Annotated in this window: 33 protein-coding genes and 2 tRNA genes; 30 read left to right on the top strand and 5 right to left on the bottom strand. The window is 60.0% G+C overall.

Annotation, left to right across the window (positions count from 1 at the left end; all coding sequences use genetic code 11):
• The first annotated feature begins 100 nt into the window (after nucleotides 1-100).
• From BISA_RS07490 to BISA_RS07480, 3 genes are read left to right on the top strand one after another with little or no spacing between them, the layout of a single operon-like run.
• Nucleotides 101-340, top strand: coding sequence for a type II toxin-antitoxin system HicA family toxin (locus tag BISA_RS07490; protein ID WP_033891117.1), 240 nt, complete (start codon nucleotides 101-103; stop codon nucleotides 338-340).
• 11 nt (nucleotides 341-351) lie between these two features.
• Entirely contained in the window at nucleotides 352-678 is a 327-nt protein-coding gene (locus tag BISA_RS07485; protein ID WP_033891116.1) for a type II toxin-antitoxin system HicB family antitoxin, read from the top strand.
• Nucleotides 679-681: 3 nt separating this feature from the next.
• Nucleotides 682-1,167, top strand: coding sequence for a hypothetical protein (locus BISA_RS07480; RefSeq protein WP_033891114.1), 486 nt, complete (start codon nucleotides 682-684; stop codon nucleotides 1,165-1,167).
• 182 nt (nucleotides 1,168-1,349) lie between these two features.
• Here BISA_RS07480 and BISA_RS07475 read toward each other — a convergent pair whose 3' ends face one another.
• The 4 genes from BISA_RS07475 to BISA_RS07460 are packed head-to-tail and all read right to left on the bottom strand — an operon-like array spanning nucleotide 1,350 to nucleotide 2,741.
• The gene (locus tag BISA_RS07475; RefSeq protein WP_033891113.1) at nucleotides 1,350-1,730 is read right to left on the bottom strand and encodes a type II toxin-antitoxin system HicB family antitoxin; all 381 of its coding nucleotides are present in this window, start codon (nucleotides 1,728-1,730) and stop codon (nucleotides 1,350-1,352) included.
• Nucleotides 1,727-1,921 (bottom strand): hypothetical protein, encoded by a 195-nt coding sequence (locus BISA_RS07470; protein WP_033891111.1) that lies wholly within the window; start codon nucleotides 1,919-1,921, stop codon nucleotides 1,727-1,729. The genes BISA_RS07475 and BISA_RS07470 overlap by 4 nt, the downstream gene beginning before the upstream one ends.
• A gap of 46 nt (nucleotides 1,922-1,967) precedes the next feature.
• Nucleotides 1,968-2,351: an ImmA/IrrE family metallo-endopeptidase gene (locus tag BISA_RS07465; protein ID WP_033891110.1), complete on the bottom strand. Its 384-nt coding sequence runs from the start codon at nucleotides 2,349-2,351 to the stop codon at nucleotides 1,968-1,970.
• Between the two features lie 3 nt (nucleotides 2,352-2,354).
• Complete coding sequence (locus BISA_RS07460; RefSeq protein ID WP_033891109.1) at nucleotides 2,355-2,741, bottom strand: helix-turn-helix transcriptional regulator; 387 nt, start codon at nucleotides 2,739-2,741, stop codon at nucleotides 2,355-2,357.
• 95 nt (nucleotides 2,742-2,836) lie between these two features.
• Here BISA_RS07460 and BISA_RS07455 point away from each other — a divergent pair, with 95 nt between their 5' ends.
• Nucleotides 2,837-3,091, top strand: coding sequence for a helix-turn-helix domain-containing protein (locus BISA_RS07455; RefSeq protein ID WP_033891108.1), 255 nt, complete (start codon nucleotides 2,837-2,839; stop codon nucleotides 3,089-3,091).
• Nucleotides 3,092-3,093: 2 nt separating this feature from the next.
• On the opposite strand, the gene BISA_RS07450 is transcribed toward BISA_RS07455, so the two are convergent.
• Entirely contained in the window at nucleotides 3,094-3,717 is a 624-nt protein-coding gene (locus BISA_RS07450; RefSeq protein WP_033891107.1) for a hypothetical protein, read from the bottom strand.
• A 237-nt stretch (nucleotides 3,718-3,954) separates the two neighbouring features.
• Between BISA_RS07450 and BISA_RS07440 the strand changes: the two genes are divergently transcribed.
• The 26 genes from BISA_RS07440 to BISA_RS07330 all read left to right on the top strand — a co-directional run bounded on the left by BISA_RS07440 (nucleotide 3,955) and on the right by BISA_RS07330 (nucleotide 16,483).
• Nucleotides 3,955-4,206 carry a hypothetical protein gene (locus BISA_RS07440; RefSeq protein ID WP_033891104.1) on the top strand — a complete coding sequence of 84 codons (252 nt, stop codon included), beginning with the start codon at nucleotides 3,955-3,957 and terminating at the stop codon, nucleotides 4,204-4,206.
• A gap of 314 nt (nucleotides 4,207-4,520) precedes the next feature.
• On the top strand, nucleotides 4,521-4,904 hold the full coding sequence (locus tag BISA_RS07435; RefSeq protein ID WP_033891102.1) for a hypothetical protein: 384 nt from the start codon (nucleotides 4,521-4,523) through the stop codon (nucleotides 4,902-4,904).
• Nucleotides 4,904-5,152 carry a helix-turn-helix transcriptional regulator gene (locus BISA_RS07430; RefSeq protein ID WP_033891100.1) on the top strand — a complete coding sequence of 83 codons (249 nt, stop codon included), beginning with the start codon at nucleotides 4,904-4,906 and terminating at the stop codon, nucleotides 5,150-5,152. The genes BISA_RS07435 and BISA_RS07430 overlap by 1 nt, the downstream gene beginning before the upstream one ends.
• Entirely contained in the window at nucleotides 5,149-5,313 is a 165-nt protein-coding gene (locus BISA_RS12880) for a hypothetical protein (RefSeq protein ID WP_156099592.1), read from the top strand. Before BISA_RS07430 ends, BISA_RS12880 begins: the two co-directional genes overlap by 4 nt.
• Nucleotides 5,310-6,296: a YqaJ viral recombinase family nuclease gene (locus tag BISA_RS07425; RefSeq protein ID WP_033891099.1), complete on the top strand. Its 987-nt coding sequence runs from the start codon at nucleotides 5,310-5,312 to the stop codon at nucleotides 6,294-6,296. The genes BISA_RS12880 and BISA_RS07425 overlap by 4 nt, the downstream gene beginning before the upstream one ends.
• Nucleotides 6,297-6,301: 5 nt before the next feature.
• Nucleotides 6,302-7,330, top strand: a complete 1,029-nt coding sequence (locus tag BISA_RS07420) for a recombinase RecT (RefSeq protein ID WP_081890058.1) — start codon at nucleotides 6,302-6,304, stop codon at nucleotides 7,328-7,330.
• Between the two features lie 3 nt (nucleotides 7,331-7,333).
• Entirely contained in the window at nucleotides 7,334-7,801 is a 468-nt protein-coding gene (locus BISA_RS07415; protein WP_033891097.1) for a hypothetical protein, read from the top strand.
• Between the two features lie 138 nt (nucleotides 7,802-7,939).
• Complete coding sequence (locus BISA_RS07410) at nucleotides 7,940-8,566, top strand: hypothetical protein (RefSeq protein WP_033891096.1); 627 nt, start codon at nucleotides 7,940-7,942, stop codon at nucleotides 8,564-8,566.
• Nucleotides 8,559-9,053: a hypothetical protein gene (locus tag BISA_RS07405; RefSeq protein ID WP_033891095.1), complete on the top strand. Its 495-nt coding sequence runs from the start codon at nucleotides 8,559-8,561 to the stop codon at nucleotides 9,051-9,053. The genes BISA_RS07410 and BISA_RS07405 overlap by 8 nt, the downstream gene beginning before the upstream one ends.
• A gap of 58 nt (nucleotides 9,054-9,111) precedes the next feature.
• A complete protein-coding gene (locus BISA_RS07400; RefSeq protein ID WP_033891094.1) occupies nucleotides 9,112-10,191 on the top strand; it encodes a hypothetical protein in 1,080 nt (359 codons plus the stop codon).
• Nucleotides 10,188-10,445, top strand: a complete 258-nt coding sequence (locus BISA_RS07395) for a hypothetical protein (protein WP_033891092.1) — start codon at nucleotides 10,188-10,190, stop codon at nucleotides 10,443-10,445. Before BISA_RS07400 ends, BISA_RS07395 begins: the two co-directional genes overlap by 4 nt.
• On the top strand, nucleotides 10,442-10,729 hold the full coding sequence (locus BISA_RS12875) for a hypothetical protein (protein ID WP_156099591.1): 288 nt from the start codon (nucleotides 10,442-10,444) through the stop codon (nucleotides 10,727-10,729). The genes BISA_RS07395 and BISA_RS12875 overlap by 4 nt, the downstream gene beginning before the upstream one ends.
• Nucleotides 10,726-10,926: a hypothetical protein gene (locus BISA_RS07390; protein ID WP_033891091.1), complete on the top strand. Its 201-nt coding sequence runs from the start codon at nucleotides 10,726-10,728 to the stop codon at nucleotides 10,924-10,926. The genes BISA_RS12875 and BISA_RS07390 overlap by 4 nt, the downstream gene beginning before the upstream one ends.
• On the top strand, nucleotides 10,923-11,102 hold the full coding sequence (locus BISA_RS07385; RefSeq protein ID WP_033891089.1) for a hypothetical protein: 180 nt from the start codon (nucleotides 10,923-10,925) through the stop codon (nucleotides 11,100-11,102). Before BISA_RS07390 ends, BISA_RS07385 begins: the two co-directional genes overlap by 4 nt.
• Nucleotides 11,099-11,590 (top strand): helix-turn-helix transcriptional regulator, encoded by a 492-nt coding sequence (locus tag BISA_RS13265; RefSeq protein WP_033891088.1) that lies wholly within the window; start codon nucleotides 11,099-11,101, stop codon nucleotides 11,588-11,590. Before BISA_RS07385 ends, BISA_RS13265 begins: the two co-directional genes overlap by 4 nt.
• A complete protein-coding gene (locus BISA_RS07375; protein WP_033891087.1) occupies nucleotides 11,587-11,784 on the top strand; it encodes a hypothetical protein in 198 nt (65 codons plus the stop codon). Before BISA_RS13265 ends, BISA_RS07375 begins: the two co-directional genes overlap by 4 nt.
• Nucleotides 11,785-11,807: 23 nt before the next feature.
• Nucleotides 11,808-12,053: a hypothetical protein gene (locus BISA_RS07370; protein ID WP_051917402.1), complete on the top strand. Its 246-nt coding sequence runs from the start codon at nucleotides 11,808-11,810 to the stop codon at nucleotides 12,051-12,053.
• Nucleotides 12,050-12,244, top strand: coding sequence for a hypothetical protein (locus BISA_RS07365; RefSeq protein ID WP_033891085.1), 195 nt, complete (start codon nucleotides 12,050-12,052; stop codon nucleotides 12,242-12,244). Before BISA_RS07370 ends, BISA_RS07365 begins: the two co-directional genes overlap by 4 nt.
• An 81-nt stretch (nucleotides 12,245-12,325) precedes the next feature.
• Nucleotides 12,326-13,099: a hypothetical protein gene (locus tag BISA_RS07360; RefSeq protein WP_033891084.1), complete on the top strand. Its 774-nt coding sequence runs from the start codon at nucleotides 12,326-12,328 to the stop codon at nucleotides 13,097-13,099.
• A gap of 95 nt (nucleotides 13,100-13,194) precedes the next feature.
• A complete protein-coding gene (locus BISA_RS07355; RefSeq protein ID WP_033891083.1) occupies nucleotides 13,195-13,506 on the top strand; it encodes a type II toxin-antitoxin system RelE/ParE family toxin in 312 nt (103 codons plus the stop codon).
• On the top strand, nucleotides 13,500-13,781 hold the full coding sequence (locus BISA_RS07350; RefSeq protein WP_033891082.1) for an addiction module antidote protein: 282 nt from the start codon (nucleotides 13,500-13,502) through the stop codon (nucleotides 13,779-13,781). Before BISA_RS07355 ends, BISA_RS07350 begins: the two co-directional genes overlap by 7 nt.
• A gap of 164 nt (nucleotides 13,782-13,945) precedes the next feature.
• Nucleotides 13,946-14,019: transfer RNA gene (locus BISA_RS07345), tRNA-Arg, on the top strand.
• Between the two features lie 3 nt (nucleotides 14,020-14,022).
• A tRNA-Leu gene (locus BISA_RS12865) sits at nucleotides 14,023-14,120 on the top strand.
• Nucleotides 14,121-14,184: 64 nt separating this feature from the next.
• Nucleotides 14,185-14,526, top strand: a complete 342-nt coding sequence (locus BISA_RS12580; RefSeq protein WP_033891081.1) for an HNH endonuclease — start codon at nucleotides 14,185-14,187, stop codon at nucleotides 14,524-14,526.
• Between the two features lie 117 nt (nucleotides 14,527-14,643).
• On the top strand, nucleotides 14,644-15,072 hold the full coding sequence (locus tag BISA_RS07335) for a hypothetical protein (protein ID WP_033891080.1): 429 nt from the start codon (nucleotides 14,644-14,646) through the stop codon (nucleotides 15,070-15,072).
• Entirely contained in the window at nucleotides 15,050-16,483 is a 1,434-nt protein-coding gene (locus tag BISA_RS07330) for a terminase (RefSeq protein ID WP_033891078.1), read from the top strand. The genes BISA_RS07335 and BISA_RS07330 overlap by 23 nt, the downstream gene beginning before the upstream one ends.
• Nucleotides 16,484-16,494 lie beyond the last annotated feature (11 nt).

Raw genomic sequence — 16,494 nt, 5'->3', positions numbered from 1 at the left:
GATTTTCACCTGCTTATTATGAAAGATTCACGTTTTAACCGGTTTTAATGTGATTTAATGGGACTGTTGCTGAATTGACCCAACCGAAAGGCAATCGCGCATGCCGATCGTCTACCCATCGATGAAGGCCTCGGACCTGTTCCGTATCCTTCGCGGTCTGGGATACGGGATCGACCGCGCGAGTGGTTCGCATAAAAGAATGAAGGCGGAGGGTCGTCCACCGTTGACCTTTGCCTTCCATGACGGGCAGACCGTTCCGCCAGGATTGGTGAAGAAGACACTGGTGAAGGACGTCGGATTATCCGAAGAGGAGATTCGTAGTATCCTCGGGCAGAAATGAAGAGGCGTAACATGGATACACGACAGGTGAACATCACCTATCACAGGGAAGACGGCGTATGGTGGGCCGAATCTGATGACATGCCCGGATTCTCCGCCGCCGGCGACACGTTCGCCGAAACCCGCAAAAACGTTTGGGAAGGCGTGGATTTCTATTTCAACGATAATCAGCCGACCAGTATCATCGAATACACCGACGATGGGGCCAAGATTCTTTCCGACAATATCGTGCTGTTCAATCCAGGGCCTAAAGCTGATGTGACTATTCCGACGCAGCGGCCTCTTTCCACGCGTGTTGCGTCCGTCGAAACGAAGACCCGGAAGGTCGTGGCTGCGTAAATTATGAGCGATGTATCCGAACAGGCTGTAATCAATCTGACCATCGCCGATTATGCGAATGTGGACAATGGAGGCAAGGCCAACCTTGTCGGCGTAGGCGGTGGAATTATACCTCTGACTCCGAACGGCCTCACCACCCGGTTCTCCGTATTCGCTGAAATTCGTATACCCGGCGGTCTGTGCCCGTGCGAGATGACCGTGGAATATTCGCTGCGTGACGCTTCTGGCGCTGTTGTTGAACTGGCGGGGCCTGTTCCGCAACCGGTCCGCGTCGCTAATATCATTACCGTCGAAAGTGTGACCGGGCTGAATCTCGAACAGAAGAACCATGTCGGCGGACGTTCTATGAATACGCTCGACTTCGCCAACGGTATGCCGCTTTCCCCCGGCGACTACCAATTCAGAGTCACCATCGACGGCGACGATGCTCATGCCTCGTCCGTCAATTTCTGCGTACCAGAACAGGCACCGAATCCTGTAGTCGGTTAAAACGGTGGCCATTTTCGGGTGTGCTTCGCCCGCACCGCCGCGATTCCCACGGTATGATGAGACGCGAAGCATCCTCCTTTCTTTGAACTTTGCGGATTCTTCAACTGCCGGAGCTGAGTGTTGGCGCACTTCCCGGCTCGTCCTGTGCTCCGTTGGCGCGGAGTACAGGACGTTTTTCGTTTTCAGGCGTCCTGGAGTGCGCTGACCCGTTGGGGGCTGACTCCGGTGACCATGGCCACGTCGCGGACGGTGAGGCCTTCGGAGCGGAGCGTGGCGACGGTGCTGCGTGCGAGCTTCGACGCATCGTCCTGCGCCTTGCGGGCTTCGTCGCGTTTGGTGTAGAGGAGTTCGACCATGCGTCGGGTGGTCTCGTCCAGTTGGGGGTCGATGGTCACGGTGCCGATTGTGACGTCGAGCATTTCGGCTGCGTCGCGTACCTGTTCCTCGACCTGGTCGAGGCGGCGGGCCTGGGTGAACAGGCCGGGGATTTCCGGTACTTCGACGGCCCACCAGCCGCCGCTGCGGGTGCAGACGGCGGTGGCGTTGACGGGTTGGCTGCTCATTTCATGTTCCTTTCGATGTGTCGCAGGATGCCTTTGGCGGTGAGCTCGTTGATCTCGCCGTGGCGTGGCACGGTGGCCTGGGCGTTGCCGACGGTGACCTTGCTGTGGTTGCCGCCTTCCTCCCAGATGTCGGTGAGTCCGTTGTCCTTGGCGAGTCGGTGGATTCGCTTTTCGAGGTCTTTTCTCTTCATAGTTATAGTCTATACCTATTTACTAATTCAAGTCAAGAGGTGTTTACTAAAGTGAGTCGTGCAGTAGTTTCTTGTAATCGTTGACGACCTGGACGGTGAGGCCGAGTTCGCAGGCGATGAGATAGGAGTCGCCGTCGTAAAGCCGTTCGGCCAACGCGTATTCGACCGGGTTGACGAGCATCAGCGCGGTCTCCCTCCTCGCCCGCGATTCGGCCTTCCGGTAGCCTGCCCCGCAACCGGGGTCGTGATGCCTGGCGTGCACGAGCTCATGGGCGAGCGTGCACGTCTTCCCGTAGTCGGGCAGCTCCTCATCTATGAGGATGAGCCGCGCAGCCTCGTAATAGCGGCCGCACACGTTGGGTTGGAGCTGGCGTTCCCTTACGTGGATGCCGAGGGAACGCGCCTCATGCTCGAGTGTCCAATAATCCATGGCCTACTCCCTTGGCGTGTTCATCTCGTCCTCCTTATGGGGGTCGATGTTCGACGCGAGATCAAACTGTTCGGGGTGCGCCGCGATACGGTCGGAAAGATCATCGATATCAACGGAGGGGCGCTCGCCGGAATCCGTATCTAATGAGACCGGGCCGCGTTCGGAACGTTCGATAAATCTTTCGGCGGATTCAATTAATTCATGCGGGTAGACTCCAAAGACTTCCGCAAGCTGGGCAAGCTGAATGACATTAATATTGCGTTCATTTTGAAGCAGACGAATCAATGTGCGTTCATTCAGGTTTGCTTTTTTGGCAAGCTCTTTGATGGTCAAATGCGCGGCAGACCGTTCTGCGGCAATGGCTTTAGATGTTGCTTCATTCATGTCCATATGGGCAGTTTATACCACTTTTGGAAATGCAGCACTGACCATATGGTCGGCGTGTTGTTCTTGACAGTGACTATATGGTCAGTACTATGAACCATATGAACACTTTGGAATACAGCAAGAGCGTTGCCGAGAATGTCGCGAAGGCGCTTGATGGGGCAAATCTGAGCATTTCGACTGTGGCTGAAAGAACAGGTATCCCTCGAACCACGCTCTCTCGCCATCTCAATCACCCCGAGACGGCACCTTTTGACGTCATCGAACTCAGCCGAATTGCAAAGCTGACTAGAAAAACCGTGAGCAGCCTCGTTCGAGTGAAATCTCCGGCGCTCGCCGGTGAGGGGGTGGAGTGATGTTAAGAGAGGATTTTCGTTCGCTTCGTATAGCCGAAGCCCTGCTCGCTTTCCAGGCTGCGGTGCACCCCGAACTCACTGACCCATGTGACACTGATGGACACCTTGACCCTCGGAGTGCCGTAAAACCCATCGCCGTACCCACGGGCGTCCTTACGCAACTCGTCGAGCATGAGCGGCGCATCGAGCTCGAGTACGCCGACTGCGGATATCAGGGCGGCATGCCCTTCCGCTACGACCTCGCCCTCATGATGGACTATGACATGAACGTCACGTGCGTCGAGTCCGCAATCATTGACGACACGGAGAACGGAACCTTCGGCATCGTATTGAGCCGTCCAATGGTAGACGGTCTGATCCAAGCCAGCCGTGAGCGCCCGTTGGGCGATAAGGTTCGCTTGTTCTCCTATCTGGTTCGCATGACCTGCCAACTGGTTGGCGGTCTGCGCGGTCTTGAGGGATTCGGCGGCGACGCGGTTTGCTTCTTCCGCAGTGTCGTTCGCATCCTTCATGAGCTGGTTGGCTTCGCGCGTCTGGAACAGGGCGACGATGCCGGTTACCCCGCCGATGGCACCGACCGCACCGCCGATGGCACCGAAAGCGGTCCAGAAGATACTCCAATCCATAACACGGATTCTAGCCGCGCAGGCAATACGGCGCTCGCCAAGGAGACGGAATGATGAGTGGTCGAAATATTAATGCCGCGACGCCGATTGGTGGTTCGGGCGTCGCGGGGGTCGTCAACGAATTAAAGGACTTCAATCGCGAGGTCGGCCGTGTGGCGAGAAGGTTTCAAAACCCCTCACAACGAGACCGGACAGGGAGTACAGACCCAGGGGCGACCTACGCGGAGAAAGCGACTTATGAACACGTTTGATTACGGGCGTCACGCCAGTGGATTCAGAAGGCCCGGGCCGGACGAGCTGCCGCACGGCTTCATGCCCCGGCTGGTGCTGTGGCTGATCGTGCTGGCGGTGTGCGTCATCTGGCTGCTGTCGCATGACGGTTGCGCTCACCCGCTCGGCAACGGTCTGGCTGCATTGGTGGGTTTGGGTTTCGTCCCATTGCGCCTGGTCTGCCTGTTCACGGCCGACGCGCTGGACGATGACGAATAAACAGTCTTGCCCGCCATGTCTTTTCCTTACTTTCCTCATGGCGGGCGGCGGAAGGGAAACCGTATAAACCCTCGTGATAACTGAACAGTCCATATCAATGGCGGGAACGCATTTCGGGTCGGTTGTGTTCCGTTCCCGCCGCTAAGGGCGGTAGCAAGTTGCCCCCGGTACGCAGATCACGCGGGTCATGACGCGTGGCAAACGTCGGGAGAGGGTGCGATTCCCTCGCCGTCCACGAATCGCAAGGTTCAACAAACAGAAAAGCCCCGCTGGCACGGGGCTGAAACAAAACAGGTTTCAACAAGGAGGATACCATGACGCCAAGCACGATAACGACCTATTCCCGCAATTGGGAGCCGATGGGCTTCGATGACATCTTCGAGGCGGCTTCATCCGCCCGCCCTGAATGCCCGGCCTACATGGTCGTTGCCAAACGGAACGATTTTTCGCTGCTGGCGACTGACCTCGTGAACGTATGCCACATGAGGATGCTGGCCAACGGCACCGTGCGCATATGCACCGAGGTCGGCTGCATCGATCTTGAACCTTTTCGCGAAGACTTCAGCATCGTTTATCGACTCAGAGACGATGTGCTGGTCGTCGGCTTCATCCGAAACGTGTTCTGCGAGAGCGACGAAGACCCGGACCTCATTGAAGACAGGGAACATATTCCAGCCGATGAAAGCGAAGTGGCGTGATGGCAAGCGGAAGCACCGCCACGACGCCGCTACCCCCATTGATGTCGATCAGTGAATTGGCGGAACACTGCCATAGGTCGTATTCGACGGTGAGCAAATGGTCCTCCGGGCATATGAAGAGCCCGTATCCGGAGCCGGTGCGCCAGTTCGGCAGGATCGTGGGCTGGCGGCGCGAGGACATCGAGGAGACGGACAAACGCAACCGGTGCAGCCGTCTCGAATACCTGAACGGGGAGGCGGGGAAATGAGCGATATCGAACTGGTTCAACGGTTGGCTACTCGTCTGCAGCCGAAGCTGGAGCTGCTGCGGGTCACGCCGAGCGTGCTCGCGTTGGAGAGCCTGCTCATGCAGGCGTTGGAGGAGAGTCTCACGGAACTGGCGGAAGCCGGTGGGGAGGACGTGGAATGAACAAGGTGACCATCGACATGGCGGCGAAGGCCACCGGCCGCTTCGACATACACCGGTTCAAACAGCGTACCAGGAAGGAACGCGAAAGGGCGTGGCATGCGTTCCGCGCGCTCGGGGTCGGCGGCAGCGATATGAGCACGATTCTCGGCCTCAACCCGTATGCGACGCCGTTCCGGCTGTGGCTGGAGAAGACGAACCGTCAAACGCCCGAGGATATTTCGGACAAGTGGGCGATCGTCAAGGGCAACGCGTTGGAGGGCGAGCTGCGCAAGAGGTTCCGCCGACTCCACCCGGAATGGGTGGTGAGGGACGGCACCGACATCAGCCTGGTGTCGAGGGAGCATCCGCTGATGCACGCATCGCTTGACGGTTTCATCTACGACGAGGCGACCGACTCGTGGGGAATTCTCGAGATCAAGACCGCGAACGCGAACCGTGGCCGCACCGACTGGCATGACGAGGCGACCGGCGAATTGAAGGCACCCGACTATTACATGGCGCAGGTCACGCACTACATGGCCGTCACCGGCTTCCAGTGGGGATACTTCTACGCGGATATAGGCGAAACGGAGCCGGTCGAGATCAGGTTCGAACGTGACGAGGACGATATCGGGGCCGTGGTCAGGGCCGCCGAGGAGTTCTGGGGGTTCGTGACCCGCGACGAGATGCCCCGGTTGAAGGCCGTGGATGTCGTGAAGGCGTATCCGGAGCCCACGGAAGGCGTGGAGGTCGCCGACGATGACGATGATCTCGCCGGCCTGATGCGTGAATACGAGCATGCGAGGCAGGCCGCCGATGCGGCAGCCGATGACGTGAAACTCCTGCAGGAGGCATTGATAGTCCGCATCGGCGACCATGCGGGCGTCAGATGCCGGGGATTCGAGGCCACGTACAAGCCGTTCCACCGTAAGGGCTATGTGCGCGAGGTCAAGCCCAGTTCGGGCAGGACGTTCAGATTCAAACAGTTGAAGGAAAGGAACTAGAGATTATGGGACAGTTGGCAGCACAGGCGCAGAACCGTCAATTGCAGACGATGAACCCGCAGCAGAACATGAGGCACCTGCTGGAGAAAAGCTGGCCGCGCATCATGGCGGTCATCGGCAACAACCTCAGCCCGCAGCGCCTCTACCAGATGTACGTGAGCACCATCAACCGGGAGCCTCAGCTCGCCAGCTGCTCGGTCGAAAGCGTGCTCTCCTGCTTCATGAAGTGCGCCGCATTGGGTCTGGAACCGTCGAACGTGGACGGTTTGGGCCGCGCGTACATCCTGCTACGGGAACAAGAACATGCGCACCGGCAGAAGGAGGCCACGCTCATCATCGGATACAAGGGCATGATCGATCTCGCACGCCGTTCCGGCCAGATCAGGGACATCAGCGCGCGTGCCGTGCACGAGGGCGATGATTTCTCCTACAACTACGGGTTGAACGAGGATCTGCGCCATGTGCCGTGCGCCAAGCCCGGCAGGCTCACCCACGTGTACATGATCGCGAACTTCAAGGACGGAGGCCATTACTTCCAGGTGATGAACGCCGACGAGATCGAGGCCGCCGCGAAGCGCAGCCCGAGCTACGGCAAGTCGGTCAGCCCGTGGAAGTCCGACTACGAGGCGATGGCGAAGAAGACCGTGATCCGTCGCGCGTTCCCGTTCCTTCCGGTGAGCGTGGAGGCCCGTGACGCCGCATCCTCGGACGAACGCACCCCCGACTATTCCGACGTGTTCAACCCGCTGCCCGACGCCACGGTCGATGAAGCGCCGGTTGAGGTGGGCGTGGACGAGGAAGTCGAGGAGTCGGAGCGGCAGCCGGAAGCGCAGCCTGAAACCTCCCCGGTCGAAACGAAGCGCGCGGAGATGATCCGTCGCTTCCAGGCGTTGGGCGTGGCATCGGACGGGGAGGCGTGCGAGACGATCTCGAAGATCCTCGAACGCACGGTGGTCAAGACCTCCGACCTCTCCGAAGCGGAATTGGACAAGGTGCTCGGCCAGTTGAAGGCCAGCGTGAAGGAAGGCGAGTGACCGATGGCGGGCAGGACCATGATCATCATCCAGGGCACCGCGTGGGGCGTGCAGGAGACCAGCAACGGCAAACGGTATCTGCGCGTCTCCGTCACGCCGGGCTACCGTGACCGCAACGGCCAGTGGGTGAGCCAGCCGGAGCAGAGCTACAGCGTGTGGCCTGCCGGCTACGCGAACCTCAACCCCGTGTTCGACCAGATCAGCCAATTGCGCGCCGACCAGAGCAACATCGTGGAGGTCACCGTCGTCGGCGAGGTCAACGCGTTTCACGGCTACCAGAACAAGCAGGGCCAGCTGGCCGCGAGCTGCAACGTCAACGCCAGCGCCATAGCCGTCACGAACGTCAGGCAGAAGGGCGGCCAGCAGCAGCGTGGAGGATTCAACGCCAACCCACCGCAGGGATACGCGCAGCAATCGCAGCAGCCGGCGTCCGACCCGTGGGCCAGCCCGACTCAGGAGCCTGAATTCTGATGCCGGGCCTGCACTTGTACCACGATGAGACGCCACCGGACGTGGAGGATATCTGCCCGATACACGGGTGCGGCCTCTACCCGTTGAGGCCCATCCCATGCCCGGAATGCGAAGAGGAAACCTTGGAGGAATACAACATTGAACGCTGAAACCAGTATCGTCACGCTCGCCCGTTCGATGGAGGTGGCCTATTCCGCGTTGGACGCGGAGGCCGGCCTCTTCTACGACACCACGGTAAGGGTCAAGGTGCACGCGGACCGCTACTACCCGGACTATGTGGCCGTCACGCTCCTGTGGCTCGCCAGCGACCACATCTTCCACGGCATCGAGGAGTTCACCCGGTTCCGCGATGATTTCGAGGACCGTCCGGAGGAACGCTACCAGCAGATCATGGACTCGTGGCCGCAGGTGTTCGGAGCCACCGAGAAGGCCATGAAGAAGCTGTTCGCACCGGTGAAACCCGTGGTGAAGCGTCCGCCGTGGTCGCTGTGCCCCCGCTGTCATAAGCCCGTATGGGCCGAGGAGGGCACCGTTGACCTGCGCGAGACCCGCCTCCTGCTGAAGGCGAGGCCGCACCCCCTGTGGTGCCGCGTGTGCGGGCAACGCTTCGAATACGCGAACAGTGACAGCCTCGCATGCAGTTCGGAGTTCAGCATCAAGGAGACGATGGCAACGCTCGAATCCATGTTCCCCACCGAACAGCCGAGCTTCGAAACCCTCCAGATCGAATCGGGCCACGACGCCGGGGAGGCGGACAATGGCTAACCCGGCCAAGGCGAAAGGCACCGCGTTGGAGACGTGGACCGTGCGCTACCTCGCATGGGCGTTGCAGGACACGCGCATCGACCGCATGCCGTTGAAGGGCAACCACGATCAGGGCGACCTGACCGGAGTCATGTTCGACGGCATGCCGGTGTGCGTGGAATGCAAGGACACGAAGCAACCCCAATACAGGAAGCATTGGCGTGAACTGAAGGTGGAGATGGCGAACATGGACACCACCTATGGGGTGCTCGTGCAGCATCGCAAGGGCGTCGGCGTCAAAAGCCTCAAGGGCATGGCACGCCAGATGGCCGTCATGGACGTGAACGCCTGCGAACGGCTCCTCGCCGGCTGCAAGGCCGACGACCGGTTCAAGGAGCTGGTGCGGGCCAGCTCGAAACCCGTGCCGCAGAACCCGACGCTCGTATGGATGCCGCTCGAACTGTTCGCGCGGATCCTTAACCACGGGCTCCCCCTGGGCCCCGAATGACACCCGCTCTCATATTGATTCTGCTCACGATACCCATAGCATGGATAGGAGGCCGCTGATGGCCCGGCAAGGATACGCGAAACTGTCGAACGGATTATGGCTCAACGACAAGGTCAACGATCTGATCGACGCGAACCCGCACGCGTTCGCCATCTGGACGCTCGCCATCAGCTACTGCTCGGACGAGCTCAACGACGGCGTGCTCACCATGCGCGCCCTCAGGCGTCTCGGCGCCGAGAAGGCCGACCTGCTGGACCTCGTGGAGTTCGGATTGCTGGACGAGCTCGAGAACGGCCGTTACGCCATCCATGACTACCTCGAGCATCAGAACAGCCGTGACGAGGTGGAGAGCGCGCGTGACAATGCGCGTGACCGCAAGCGCCGGCAGCGTGCGAAGGAAAACGTGACTCACGATGATGTCACACCGAATGTCACGCGTGACAATGACGTGACTCACGATGATGTCACACCGAATGTCACGCGTGACAATGACGTGACTCACGATGATGTCACACCGAATGTCACGCGTGACAATGACGTGACTCACGATGATGTCACACCGGGAGTCACGCCGAAGTTCCTTGGTTTAAACCAAAACCAAAACCAAAACCAAGAAGATTTTTCTAACGAAAAATCTCTCCCCCAAACCCCCTCACGGGGGCCGGGCGAGACTCCGGACGAGGATTACCCGCTCGAATTCGAACAGTTCTGGGCCACGTATCCACGCCACGAGGGCAAACGCGACGCCTACCGCGCATGGCGGAAGGCCCGCAGGAAAACCAACAACACGCTCCTCATCGCCAAAGCGTCGCTGTATGCCGCCGACCCGAACCGCGAGCCCGGCTACACGAAAACGCCCGCGAACTGGCTGAACGGCGAATGCTGGCTCGATGACCGGCTCCCCGCCAAACCCAAGCCAGGCCAGCCCGACCCCGAAGCGGAACGGGCGAAACGACTGCGTGACGTGGACTGGCTATGCACGCACGTCGATGACGTCGAGGCGCAGGACGCGGCCCTCGAACTCGGCGAACAGCAGCAGGCCATGGCCAGGGCACGCTATCCGGACGCCTGGTACCGGCTGTACCGTCGCGGCCAGAAACGCCGCGAACGGCGTGAACGCGAGAAGGCCACGACATGAGCGCTTCGGAGGACTGGCAGTGCCGGGAGGGCCTGTTCACCGACTTCCTCATCGCGAACCCCTGCCTCGACGGCGACCCGGACCTGCAATGGCGATTGCACCACACGTACTGGGAGCATCGCGGCCAAGGGCATCGCAACGCGTTGAACGAGGTCATGCAGGAGGCCCGCAACCAGGGCGTCACCCAGCCCCTGTACACGGATCCGGAAACCAAACGAAAAATCATCGCATCGCATCGAGGAGCATCAGCATGAGCGAGACCGAGGCATGGAGCCGCCTGTACACGCTGTTCTGCCGGAGCCTGGCTTCCGCCAGGCGCTCTACCGGTACGACCCTCAACTGTTCGAATCGTTCGCGAAGGAGAAAACCAATGGCCCGCAAACCCAATGACACGCATTCCACGCGCATCACCAGCAGCGACCGCAAACGGCACGGCCAGCCCATCGGAGGCTATCAGCCGAAACCACCCGACCCGCAGCTCGTGGAGATCATGCTCCAGCTGGCGCGAGAAGACCGGGAGAAGGAGGAGAAACGATGAGCACCGTGTTCCCCACACCGCGAGAACGCTCCATACGCGCGCTCACCGAACTGGACGCGGACCTCAACACGTTGAGCAGACCCGAGGCGTTCATCCTCGGCTACGAAACCGCATGGCAGGCATCGAGACGTCTCACCGAGGACATCGTGACCGCCATCAACGACCTCGAACCCGCCGAAACGGAGGAAACCGAATGAACAGCCTTGACGAGTTCATCGCACAGGCCCGAGCCGGCCACGCGCCATTGACCGCCGCCGACCGGGAATCCATCGCCAACCACCGCAAATACTTGGAACGCAAAGCCAAGGATCCTGACTACTGGACGCGGAAGCGCCGGAAGGAACGCAAAGCGAGAAAGGAACAAAAATCATGAACAGGAAAGATGTGGTCTGCTGGCTTGAAACATACATGCGCGAAGCACACGGAACGGCTCCGTTCTCCGAAATCGCCAAGGCCGCTGCCGAACATGGCATCAGCAAGGACCAGCTGAAGAGAGCCAAGAAGGAATTACGTCTAACCAGTGTTAATCATGAATTCCAAGGCGCATGGTACTGGCAGCTCCCCCAAGAGACCCACGAACCAGCACGGTCCCAGAACACCCCTGAAAGGAAAAAACGATTCGTAATGGATCCGGCTTTCGCTCCCATCGCCGAACTGCTTGACCCGTTAAACAGTCCGGAGGTCATTTCGCAGAAATTGAATATTTCAATCAATACCTTGAATGACTGGCGCGTCAAGGGCATCGGCCCGAAATACGTCAAGATAGGCAGAAACATTTACTATCTCCGCGACCACGTTCTCGAATACCTGCAGAATCACGTGTACTCCTGCGTGAAGGATTCAAAGGAACAAAAATCATGAGCGACCACGAGGCCAAGATCTACGAGAGACAGGACCTGTTCGACGCGCTCGCCGACGCCCTCGACGTGTGCAGCCTGGCGATCATCCCGGCCAACGGCATCGAAACCGACACCGAGGACATTCAGGCGCTCGCCGACAGGATGTACGAGCATCACGGCCTGGAAACCGACATCAGCCTATTGGGGGAATCATGAGGAAACCATTCAAGGATTGGACCATGGAGAATTTCGCTGGACTGTGGGGACTCATAGTCTGCACGGGGGTGGCGCTCGTGCTGCTGCTCATCATCGGCCTCCCGCTATGGAGCCTCACCTGGGATACGCAACCGCAGCAGACCATCATGAGCGAAACCGTGAGCCAAGGTGACGTGCATTACCTGTGCGTCGAATGGCGTACCGGCGACCGTGTGGATACTGCGAGCTGCACGATGCTCGACCCTCAAACCGGAAAGGCACTGCAATGACGAGCGAGATCAAGAAGGAACGTGTCCGTCATTGGCATGAACGCAACATTCCGGACAGCGAGATCGTCAGGCTGCTCGGCATACCCGAAGCCGAGGTGAAAGCCATCATCAGCAACCCACCACAGCCAAGGAAACCCGTGAAGAAGAACTTCGGGCCCGAATTCATCGAACCACCCGCGTTCTTCGACTGAACAAAAGAAAACCCTCCACTCCGGAGAGCAAAGGGCTTAACAGGAACCAATAGCCATCATAGCCTGCGGAGCGGAGGAACCTTGGATAAAACCAGCATCAACATCAACCGATTCGAACAGGACCTGCGCTCGCTGAAAGACGGCTGGCCCGTATTGGATCTGATAGCGAACAGGCAGGCCATGATAGGCGTTCGCATGGGAGGCTCCCATGGAGTCAAAAGCGTCGCGCCTACACCGTTGAACATGGGCGCATGGCAGCTTGAGCAGGACATCGACGTGTTCGCCCGCAAGCTCGTCCGATTCATGGGACTGCACGCACACCACGGCATGAACACACCCGCGCTATTGCAGGGTGGCATCCTGAACCTTCCACGAATCGGCCAGCTCGTCGGTGACGAATGGACCAGACAGGAGCTTTCCATCTACGCGCACACGCTGGCGGAACGTTTGGATTACCTGTTGGATCCTCCGGAGGATACGCGCATGGTCGGCTGGTGCCCGGCCTGCTCGCACGAGCTCCGCGCCGACGAGCAGGAATTGGCCGGAGGCTACATCGAATGCCCACACTGCCATGCCGCGCACAAAATTAAAACCATCCACGAGCTCGACATGCTGCGCCTGAGACTGAGCGGGGTCAAAGGCACTCCCACCCAATTGCATCGGCTGCTCGAACCATGGGGAATCGACATCAAGGCGGCGACCATACGGCAATGGGCCAAACGCGGCATCATTCAACCCGTCGAACATGACGGCAACGCGCCCGTCTACCTGATCTGGGACGTATGGCAGGCGCACACCCGGTTCGACGGATACGACCGTGCACGCCGGCGTCATCAATCGGCGAAAAAGCGATAGGACGCGATAGGACGCGATAGATTCCGATAGCGCACGAGCCGGCACCGGCGTTCGCCGGCTTGCCTTATTGTATTCCATAAGATACAATAAGGGGCATGGAAGTCAAAACCACCGACGAATTCGACGACTGGCTCAAGGCCCTGAAGAACGGCAAGGACCGAAACCGGATCATCGCGCGCATCAGACAATGCGCGCTCGCCGGCAAGCCGGTAGGCGACATCAACACGGTCGGTGAAGGCGTCGCCGAACTCCGCTACCACTTCGGCCCCGGATACCGCGTCTACTTCGCGCAGAAGGCGGACATCATCATGCTCCTGCTCGCGGGAGGAACCAAACGAGGCCAGCAATCCGACATCGACCACGCCCACGATCTGCTCAGAAAACTCAAGGAGGAGCACCAATGGTAAACGTCAAGGACTGGGACGCCAGCGAATACCTCTCTACCGAACAGGACATCATCGACTACCTCGACGCCGCGGCGGAGACCGGAGACCCCAGACTCATGCAGGCGGCCATAGGCGACGTGGCCAAGGCCCGCGGCATGGGCCAAATCGCCAAGGAGGCCGGCGTGGGGCGCGAAAGCCTCTACAAGAGCCTCAGCAAGGACGGCAACCCAAGCTTCCAGACCATCCTCAAGGTCATCAACGCGCTCGGCGGACGAATCAGCATCCAAGCCGCATAAAACCATCGACGGTACTTGACAAACCGCAACTGTCACGCACATACTGTGTACAGTGGTCATTTCCATACCTACGGTACGGGGATGACGAAGCGCCTACATCACCGAGGTTCGGCTCCACGCCGGCCGATGACATGATGCGGGCGCTTTCGCATATCCACTACACGGCTTCGGTAGCTCAGCTGGCTAGAGCAATACGATACGTTCCTATCGGTCGGTGGTTCGAGTCCACCCCGAGGCCCTTGGCTTGCGTGCCTGAGAGGACGAAAGGATGACGTCGAGATGACGTCATATGGAGGCAACACCGCCACTCCATCGCGGATTCGAATCCCGCCCAAGCCACCCTATCTTTCAAAGCCCCACCACCGTGTGGGGCTTACTCATATCCCGGGAAGGCGGTGCACCCATGAACCAGCACCGTAGCAACCCACGCAAAACCAACGGCCACCGGCGCAGGCAGATACAGGCCCGCGTGCTTGCGGCCTATGACACCTGCCACCTGTGCGGCAGGCCCGTGGATAAGTCATTGCCGGCCGGACTGCCCGGATCACCTGAAGTCGATGAGATCATACCCGTGTCAAAAGGCGGCAGCCCATACAGTTTCAGCAACTGCTACCTCGCACACCGCTGGTGCAATCGTATCCGCTCGAACCACAGCGTCGAGTGGGCAAGACAACACATCGAACACGGTCACGCCACCGACATCAAACCCACATCGATGCCATTGACCACGAGCGGCGACTGGTGACCCACGGGGAGGCTCTCCACCCACCCCGCTCACGGCCCCCTCGGGCGCAGGGCCGATATCTCCCCGGAGTTTAGGAAAGCGTGACGCATGGAAGCGTGACGGCATAAGGAGGCTGCGATGAGGTGCGAGGAGTGCGGCAGGGAGTTCGAGCCGTCACACCGCGGCAGCCCTAGCAAATACTGCTCCGGCGCTTGCCGCGCTAAGGCGTACCGGAAACGCCGCAAGGCCAATGCGGCCGGCGGTGGAAAGCGTGACGCCGGCAAGCCGTCGGCACCGACCGAACCATCGGAGTCCCAGCCTCTCAGCAGCCGCGAGTTCGAACGGATGATGGACGGCAGCATCGAGGATGAGCTGCGCTACGTGCGCGACCGGCTGAAGAAATACATGGACAATCCGGCGACCCCGGCGAATGCGATATCGAACATCAGCGCGCGCTACATCATGGTGTGCGAGAAGCTCCACGACATGGCAGGCGGCGACTCACTGCTCGACCTGGAAGATGAAGTGACGGAGGTGAGTGCGGATGTCGGAGCGTCGATTGTCTGAGATCGCACGCCACCTCACCCAACCCTCGGGCATCATATCCAGCGAGTTCACGCGCGTGAACAAGGTCGCGTGCATGGCCGGCATCCACTACGACCTGTGGCAGCAGGGGCTCCTCTATCTGATGCTCGGCAAGCGTGAGGATGGACGTTACGCGTGCGGCGAGGGCGGCACCGTGGTCTCCTCATGCCGCCAGATCGGCAAGACGTTCACACTGGGCACGGCCATGTTCATCATGGCGATACTCCACAAGGGATTGAAGGTCATCTGGACCGCGCACCACACGCGCACCAGCGACGAGACGTTCGCTGACATGTGCGACCTGGCCAAGAACAAGCTGCTGGGCCGTTACGTGGAACGCATCAGGCGCGCGAACGGCCAGCAGGAGATCGTGTTCCGCAACGGAAGCCGCATCATGTTCGGGGCTCGCGAGAACGGTTTCGGCCGAGGCCTGCACTCGGTGGACGTGGAGGTGTTCGACGAGGCGCAGATCCTCACCGTGCGCGCCCTCGACAACATGATCCCCATCGTCAACGTGAGCCCCAACCCTCTCGTCGTGTTCCTGGGAAACCCGCCGAAGCCCGGAGACCCGTGCGAGGCGTTCGAGGAGAAACGCCGCAACGCGCTCGCTGGAATCGACGGCATGGTGTACGTGGAGCTAGCCGCGGACCCCGACGCGGATTCGGATGACCGCGAGCAGTGGGCGAAGGCCAATCCCAGCTATCCGAAACGAACGTCCGAAACCGCTATTCTCAGAATGCGCAACCTGCTGTCCGATGACAGCTTCCGCCGCGAGGCCCTCGGCATCTGGGACGAATCCACGAGCTCGCGCGCCATCGACCCCGAACAATGGGCGAAAGCCGCCACCGATACCCCGAATCTGAACGGGCTGGTCGGCTACGCGCTCGACATGAGCCCCGACCGCAGCAGTCTCGCCATCGGAGGAGCCGTTAACCACCGTGACGGCACCGCGCACGTCGAACTGCGCCGCTTCGAAGCCACCAAGTCCAAGGGCACCATGTGGGCCGTGGACTACATCGCCAAGCATTGGCCCCGCACCGCGAGCGTGGTCATCGACGGGCAAAGCCCAGCCATGAGCCTCGTGCCCGAACTCAGGTCACGGCATGTCAGGGTCATCGTCACGAACGCCAACGACATGGGCCGCGCCTGCGGCCGGCTCCTTGACATGCTGCGCGACGGCAAGCTCACCCACCTGCCCGACTCCAAAGCACCCGCATTGGCTCAGGCCGTGGCGAACGCGAACACTCGCAACATCGGCTCCTCCGGCGCGTTCGGCTGGAACAAGATGGGCAGCGACATCGACATCAGCCCGCTGGTCGCAGTAACTCTCGCCCTCTATGGAACCTACATAACCAAACGAGACCCTGATAGGGTGCAGAAAGTGATGGTGTGAACATGGCCAGC

This window comes from Bifidobacterium saguini DSM 23967, assembly GCF_000741715.1.
Classification (GTDB): Bacteria; Actinomycetota; Actinomycetes; order Actinomycetales; family Bifidobacteriaceae; genus Bifidobacterium; species Bifidobacterium saguini.
This window is presented reverse-complemented; position numbering and strand designations above follow the sequence as displayed.

Coding starts and splice junctions, on each gene's coding strand:
- BISA_RS07435 (WP_033891102.1), top strand. CDS start 4,521: ATGACGCCAAGCACGATAACGACCTATTCCCGCAATTGGGAGCCGATG.
- BISA_RS07465 (WP_033891110.1), bottom strand. CDS start 2,351: ATGGATTATTGGACACTCGAGCATGAGGCGCGTTCCCTCGGCATCCAC.
- BISA_RS07490 (WP_033891117.1), top strand. CDS start 101: ATGCCGATCGTCTACCCATCGATGAAGGCCTCGGACCTGTTCCGTATC.
- BISA_RS07370 (WP_051917402.1), top strand. CDS start 11,808: ATGGAGAATTTCGCTGGACTGTGGGGACTCATAGTCTGCACGGGGGTG.
- BISA_RS13265 (WP_033891088.1), top strand. CDS start 11,099: ATGAACAGGAAAGATGTGGTCTGCTGGCTTGAAACATACATGCGCGAA.
- BISA_RS07425 (WP_033891099.1), top strand. CDS start 5,310: ATGAACAAGGTGACCATCGACATGGCGGCGAAGGCCACCGGCCGCTTC.
- BISA_RS07385 (WP_033891089.1), top strand. CDS start 10,923: ATGAACAGCCTTGACGAGTTCATCGCACAGGCCCGAGCCGGCCACGCG.
- BISA_RS07485 (WP_033891116.1), top strand. CDS start 352: ATGGATACACGACAGGTGAACATCACCTATCACAGGGAAGACGGCGTA.
- BISA_RS07395 (WP_033891092.1), top strand. CDS start 10,188: ATGAGCGCTTCGGAGGACTGGCAGTGCCGGGAGGGCCTGTTCACCGAC.
- BISA_RS07390 (WP_033891091.1), top strand. CDS start 10,726: ATGAGCACCGTGTTCCCCACACCGCGAGAACGCTCCATACGCGCGCTC.
- BISA_RS07460 (WP_033891109.1), bottom strand. CDS start 2,741: ATGGACATGAATGAAGCAACATCTAAAGCCATTGCCGCAGAACGGTCT.
- BISA_RS07375 (WP_033891087.1), top strand. CDS start 11,587: ATGAGCGACCACGAGGCCAAGATCTACGAGAGACAGGACCTGTTCGAC.
- BISA_RS07455 (WP_033891108.1), top strand. CDS start 2,837: ATGAACACTTTGGAATACAGCAAGAGCGTTGCCGAGAATGTCGCGAAG.
- BISA_RS07440 (WP_033891104.1), top strand. CDS start 3,955: ATGAACACGTTTGATTACGGGCGTCACGCCAGTGGATTCAGAAGGCCC.
- BISA_RS07335 (WP_033891080.1), top strand. CDS start 14,644: ATGAGGTGCGAGGAGTGCGGCAGGGAGTTCGAGCCGTCACACCGCGGC.
- BISA_RS07365 (WP_033891085.1), top strand. CDS start 12,050: ATGACGAGCGAGATCAAGAAGGAACGTGTCCGTCATTGGCATGAACGC.
- BISA_RS07430 (WP_033891100.1), top strand. CDS start 4,904: ATGGCAAGCGGAAGCACCGCCACGACGCCGCTACCCCCATTGATGTCG.
- BISA_RS12875 (WP_156099591.1), top strand. CDS start 10,442: ATGAGCGAGACCGAGGCATGGAGCCGCCTGTACACGCTGTTCTGCCGG.
- BISA_RS12880 (WP_156099592.1), top strand. CDS start 5,149: ATGAGCGATATCGAACTGGTTCAACGGTTGGCTACTCGTCTGCAGCCG.
- BISA_RS07355 (WP_033891083.1), top strand. CDS start 13,195: ATGGAAGTCAAAACCACCGACGAATTCGACGACTGGCTCAAGGCCCTG.
- BISA_RS07405 (WP_033891095.1), top strand. CDS start 8,559: ATGGCTAACCCGGCCAAGGCGAAAGGCACCGCGTTGGAGACGTGGACC.
- BISA_RS07350 (WP_033891082.1), top strand. CDS start 13,500: ATGGTAAACGTCAAGGACTGGGACGCCAGCGAATACCTCTCTACCGAA.
- BISA_RS07480 (WP_033891114.1), top strand. CDS start 682: ATGAGCGATGTATCCGAACAGGCTGTAATCAATCTGACCATCGCCGAT.
- BISA_RS07330 (WP_033891078.1), top strand. CDS start 15,050: ATGTCGGAGCGTCGATTGTCTGAGATCGCACGCCACCTCACCCAACCC.
- BISA_RS07420 (WP_081890058.1), top strand. CDS start 6,302: ATGGGACAGTTGGCAGCACAGGCGCAGAACCGTCAATTGCAGACGATG.
- BISA_RS12580 (WP_033891081.1), top strand. CDS start 14,185: ATGAACCAGCACCGTAGCAACCCACGCAAAACCAACGGCCACCGGCGC.
- BISA_RS07470 (WP_033891111.1), bottom strand. CDS start 1,921: ATGAAGAGAAAAGACCTCGAAAAGCGAATCCACCGACTCGCCAAGGAC.
- BISA_RS07415 (WP_033891097.1), top strand. CDS start 7,334: ATGGCGGGCAGGACCATGATCATCATCCAGGGCACCGCGTGGGGCGTG.
- BISA_RS07450 (WP_033891107.1), bottom strand. CDS start 3,717: ATGGATTGGAGTATCTTCTGGACCGCTTTCGGTGCCATCGGCGGTGCG.
- BISA_RS07475 (WP_033891113.1), bottom strand. CDS start 1,730: ATGAGCAGCCAACCCGTCAACGCCACCGCCGTCTGCACCCGCAGCGGC.
- BISA_RS07400 (WP_033891094.1), top strand. CDS start 9,112: ATGGCCCGGCAAGGATACGCGAAACTGTCGAACGGATTATGGCTCAAC.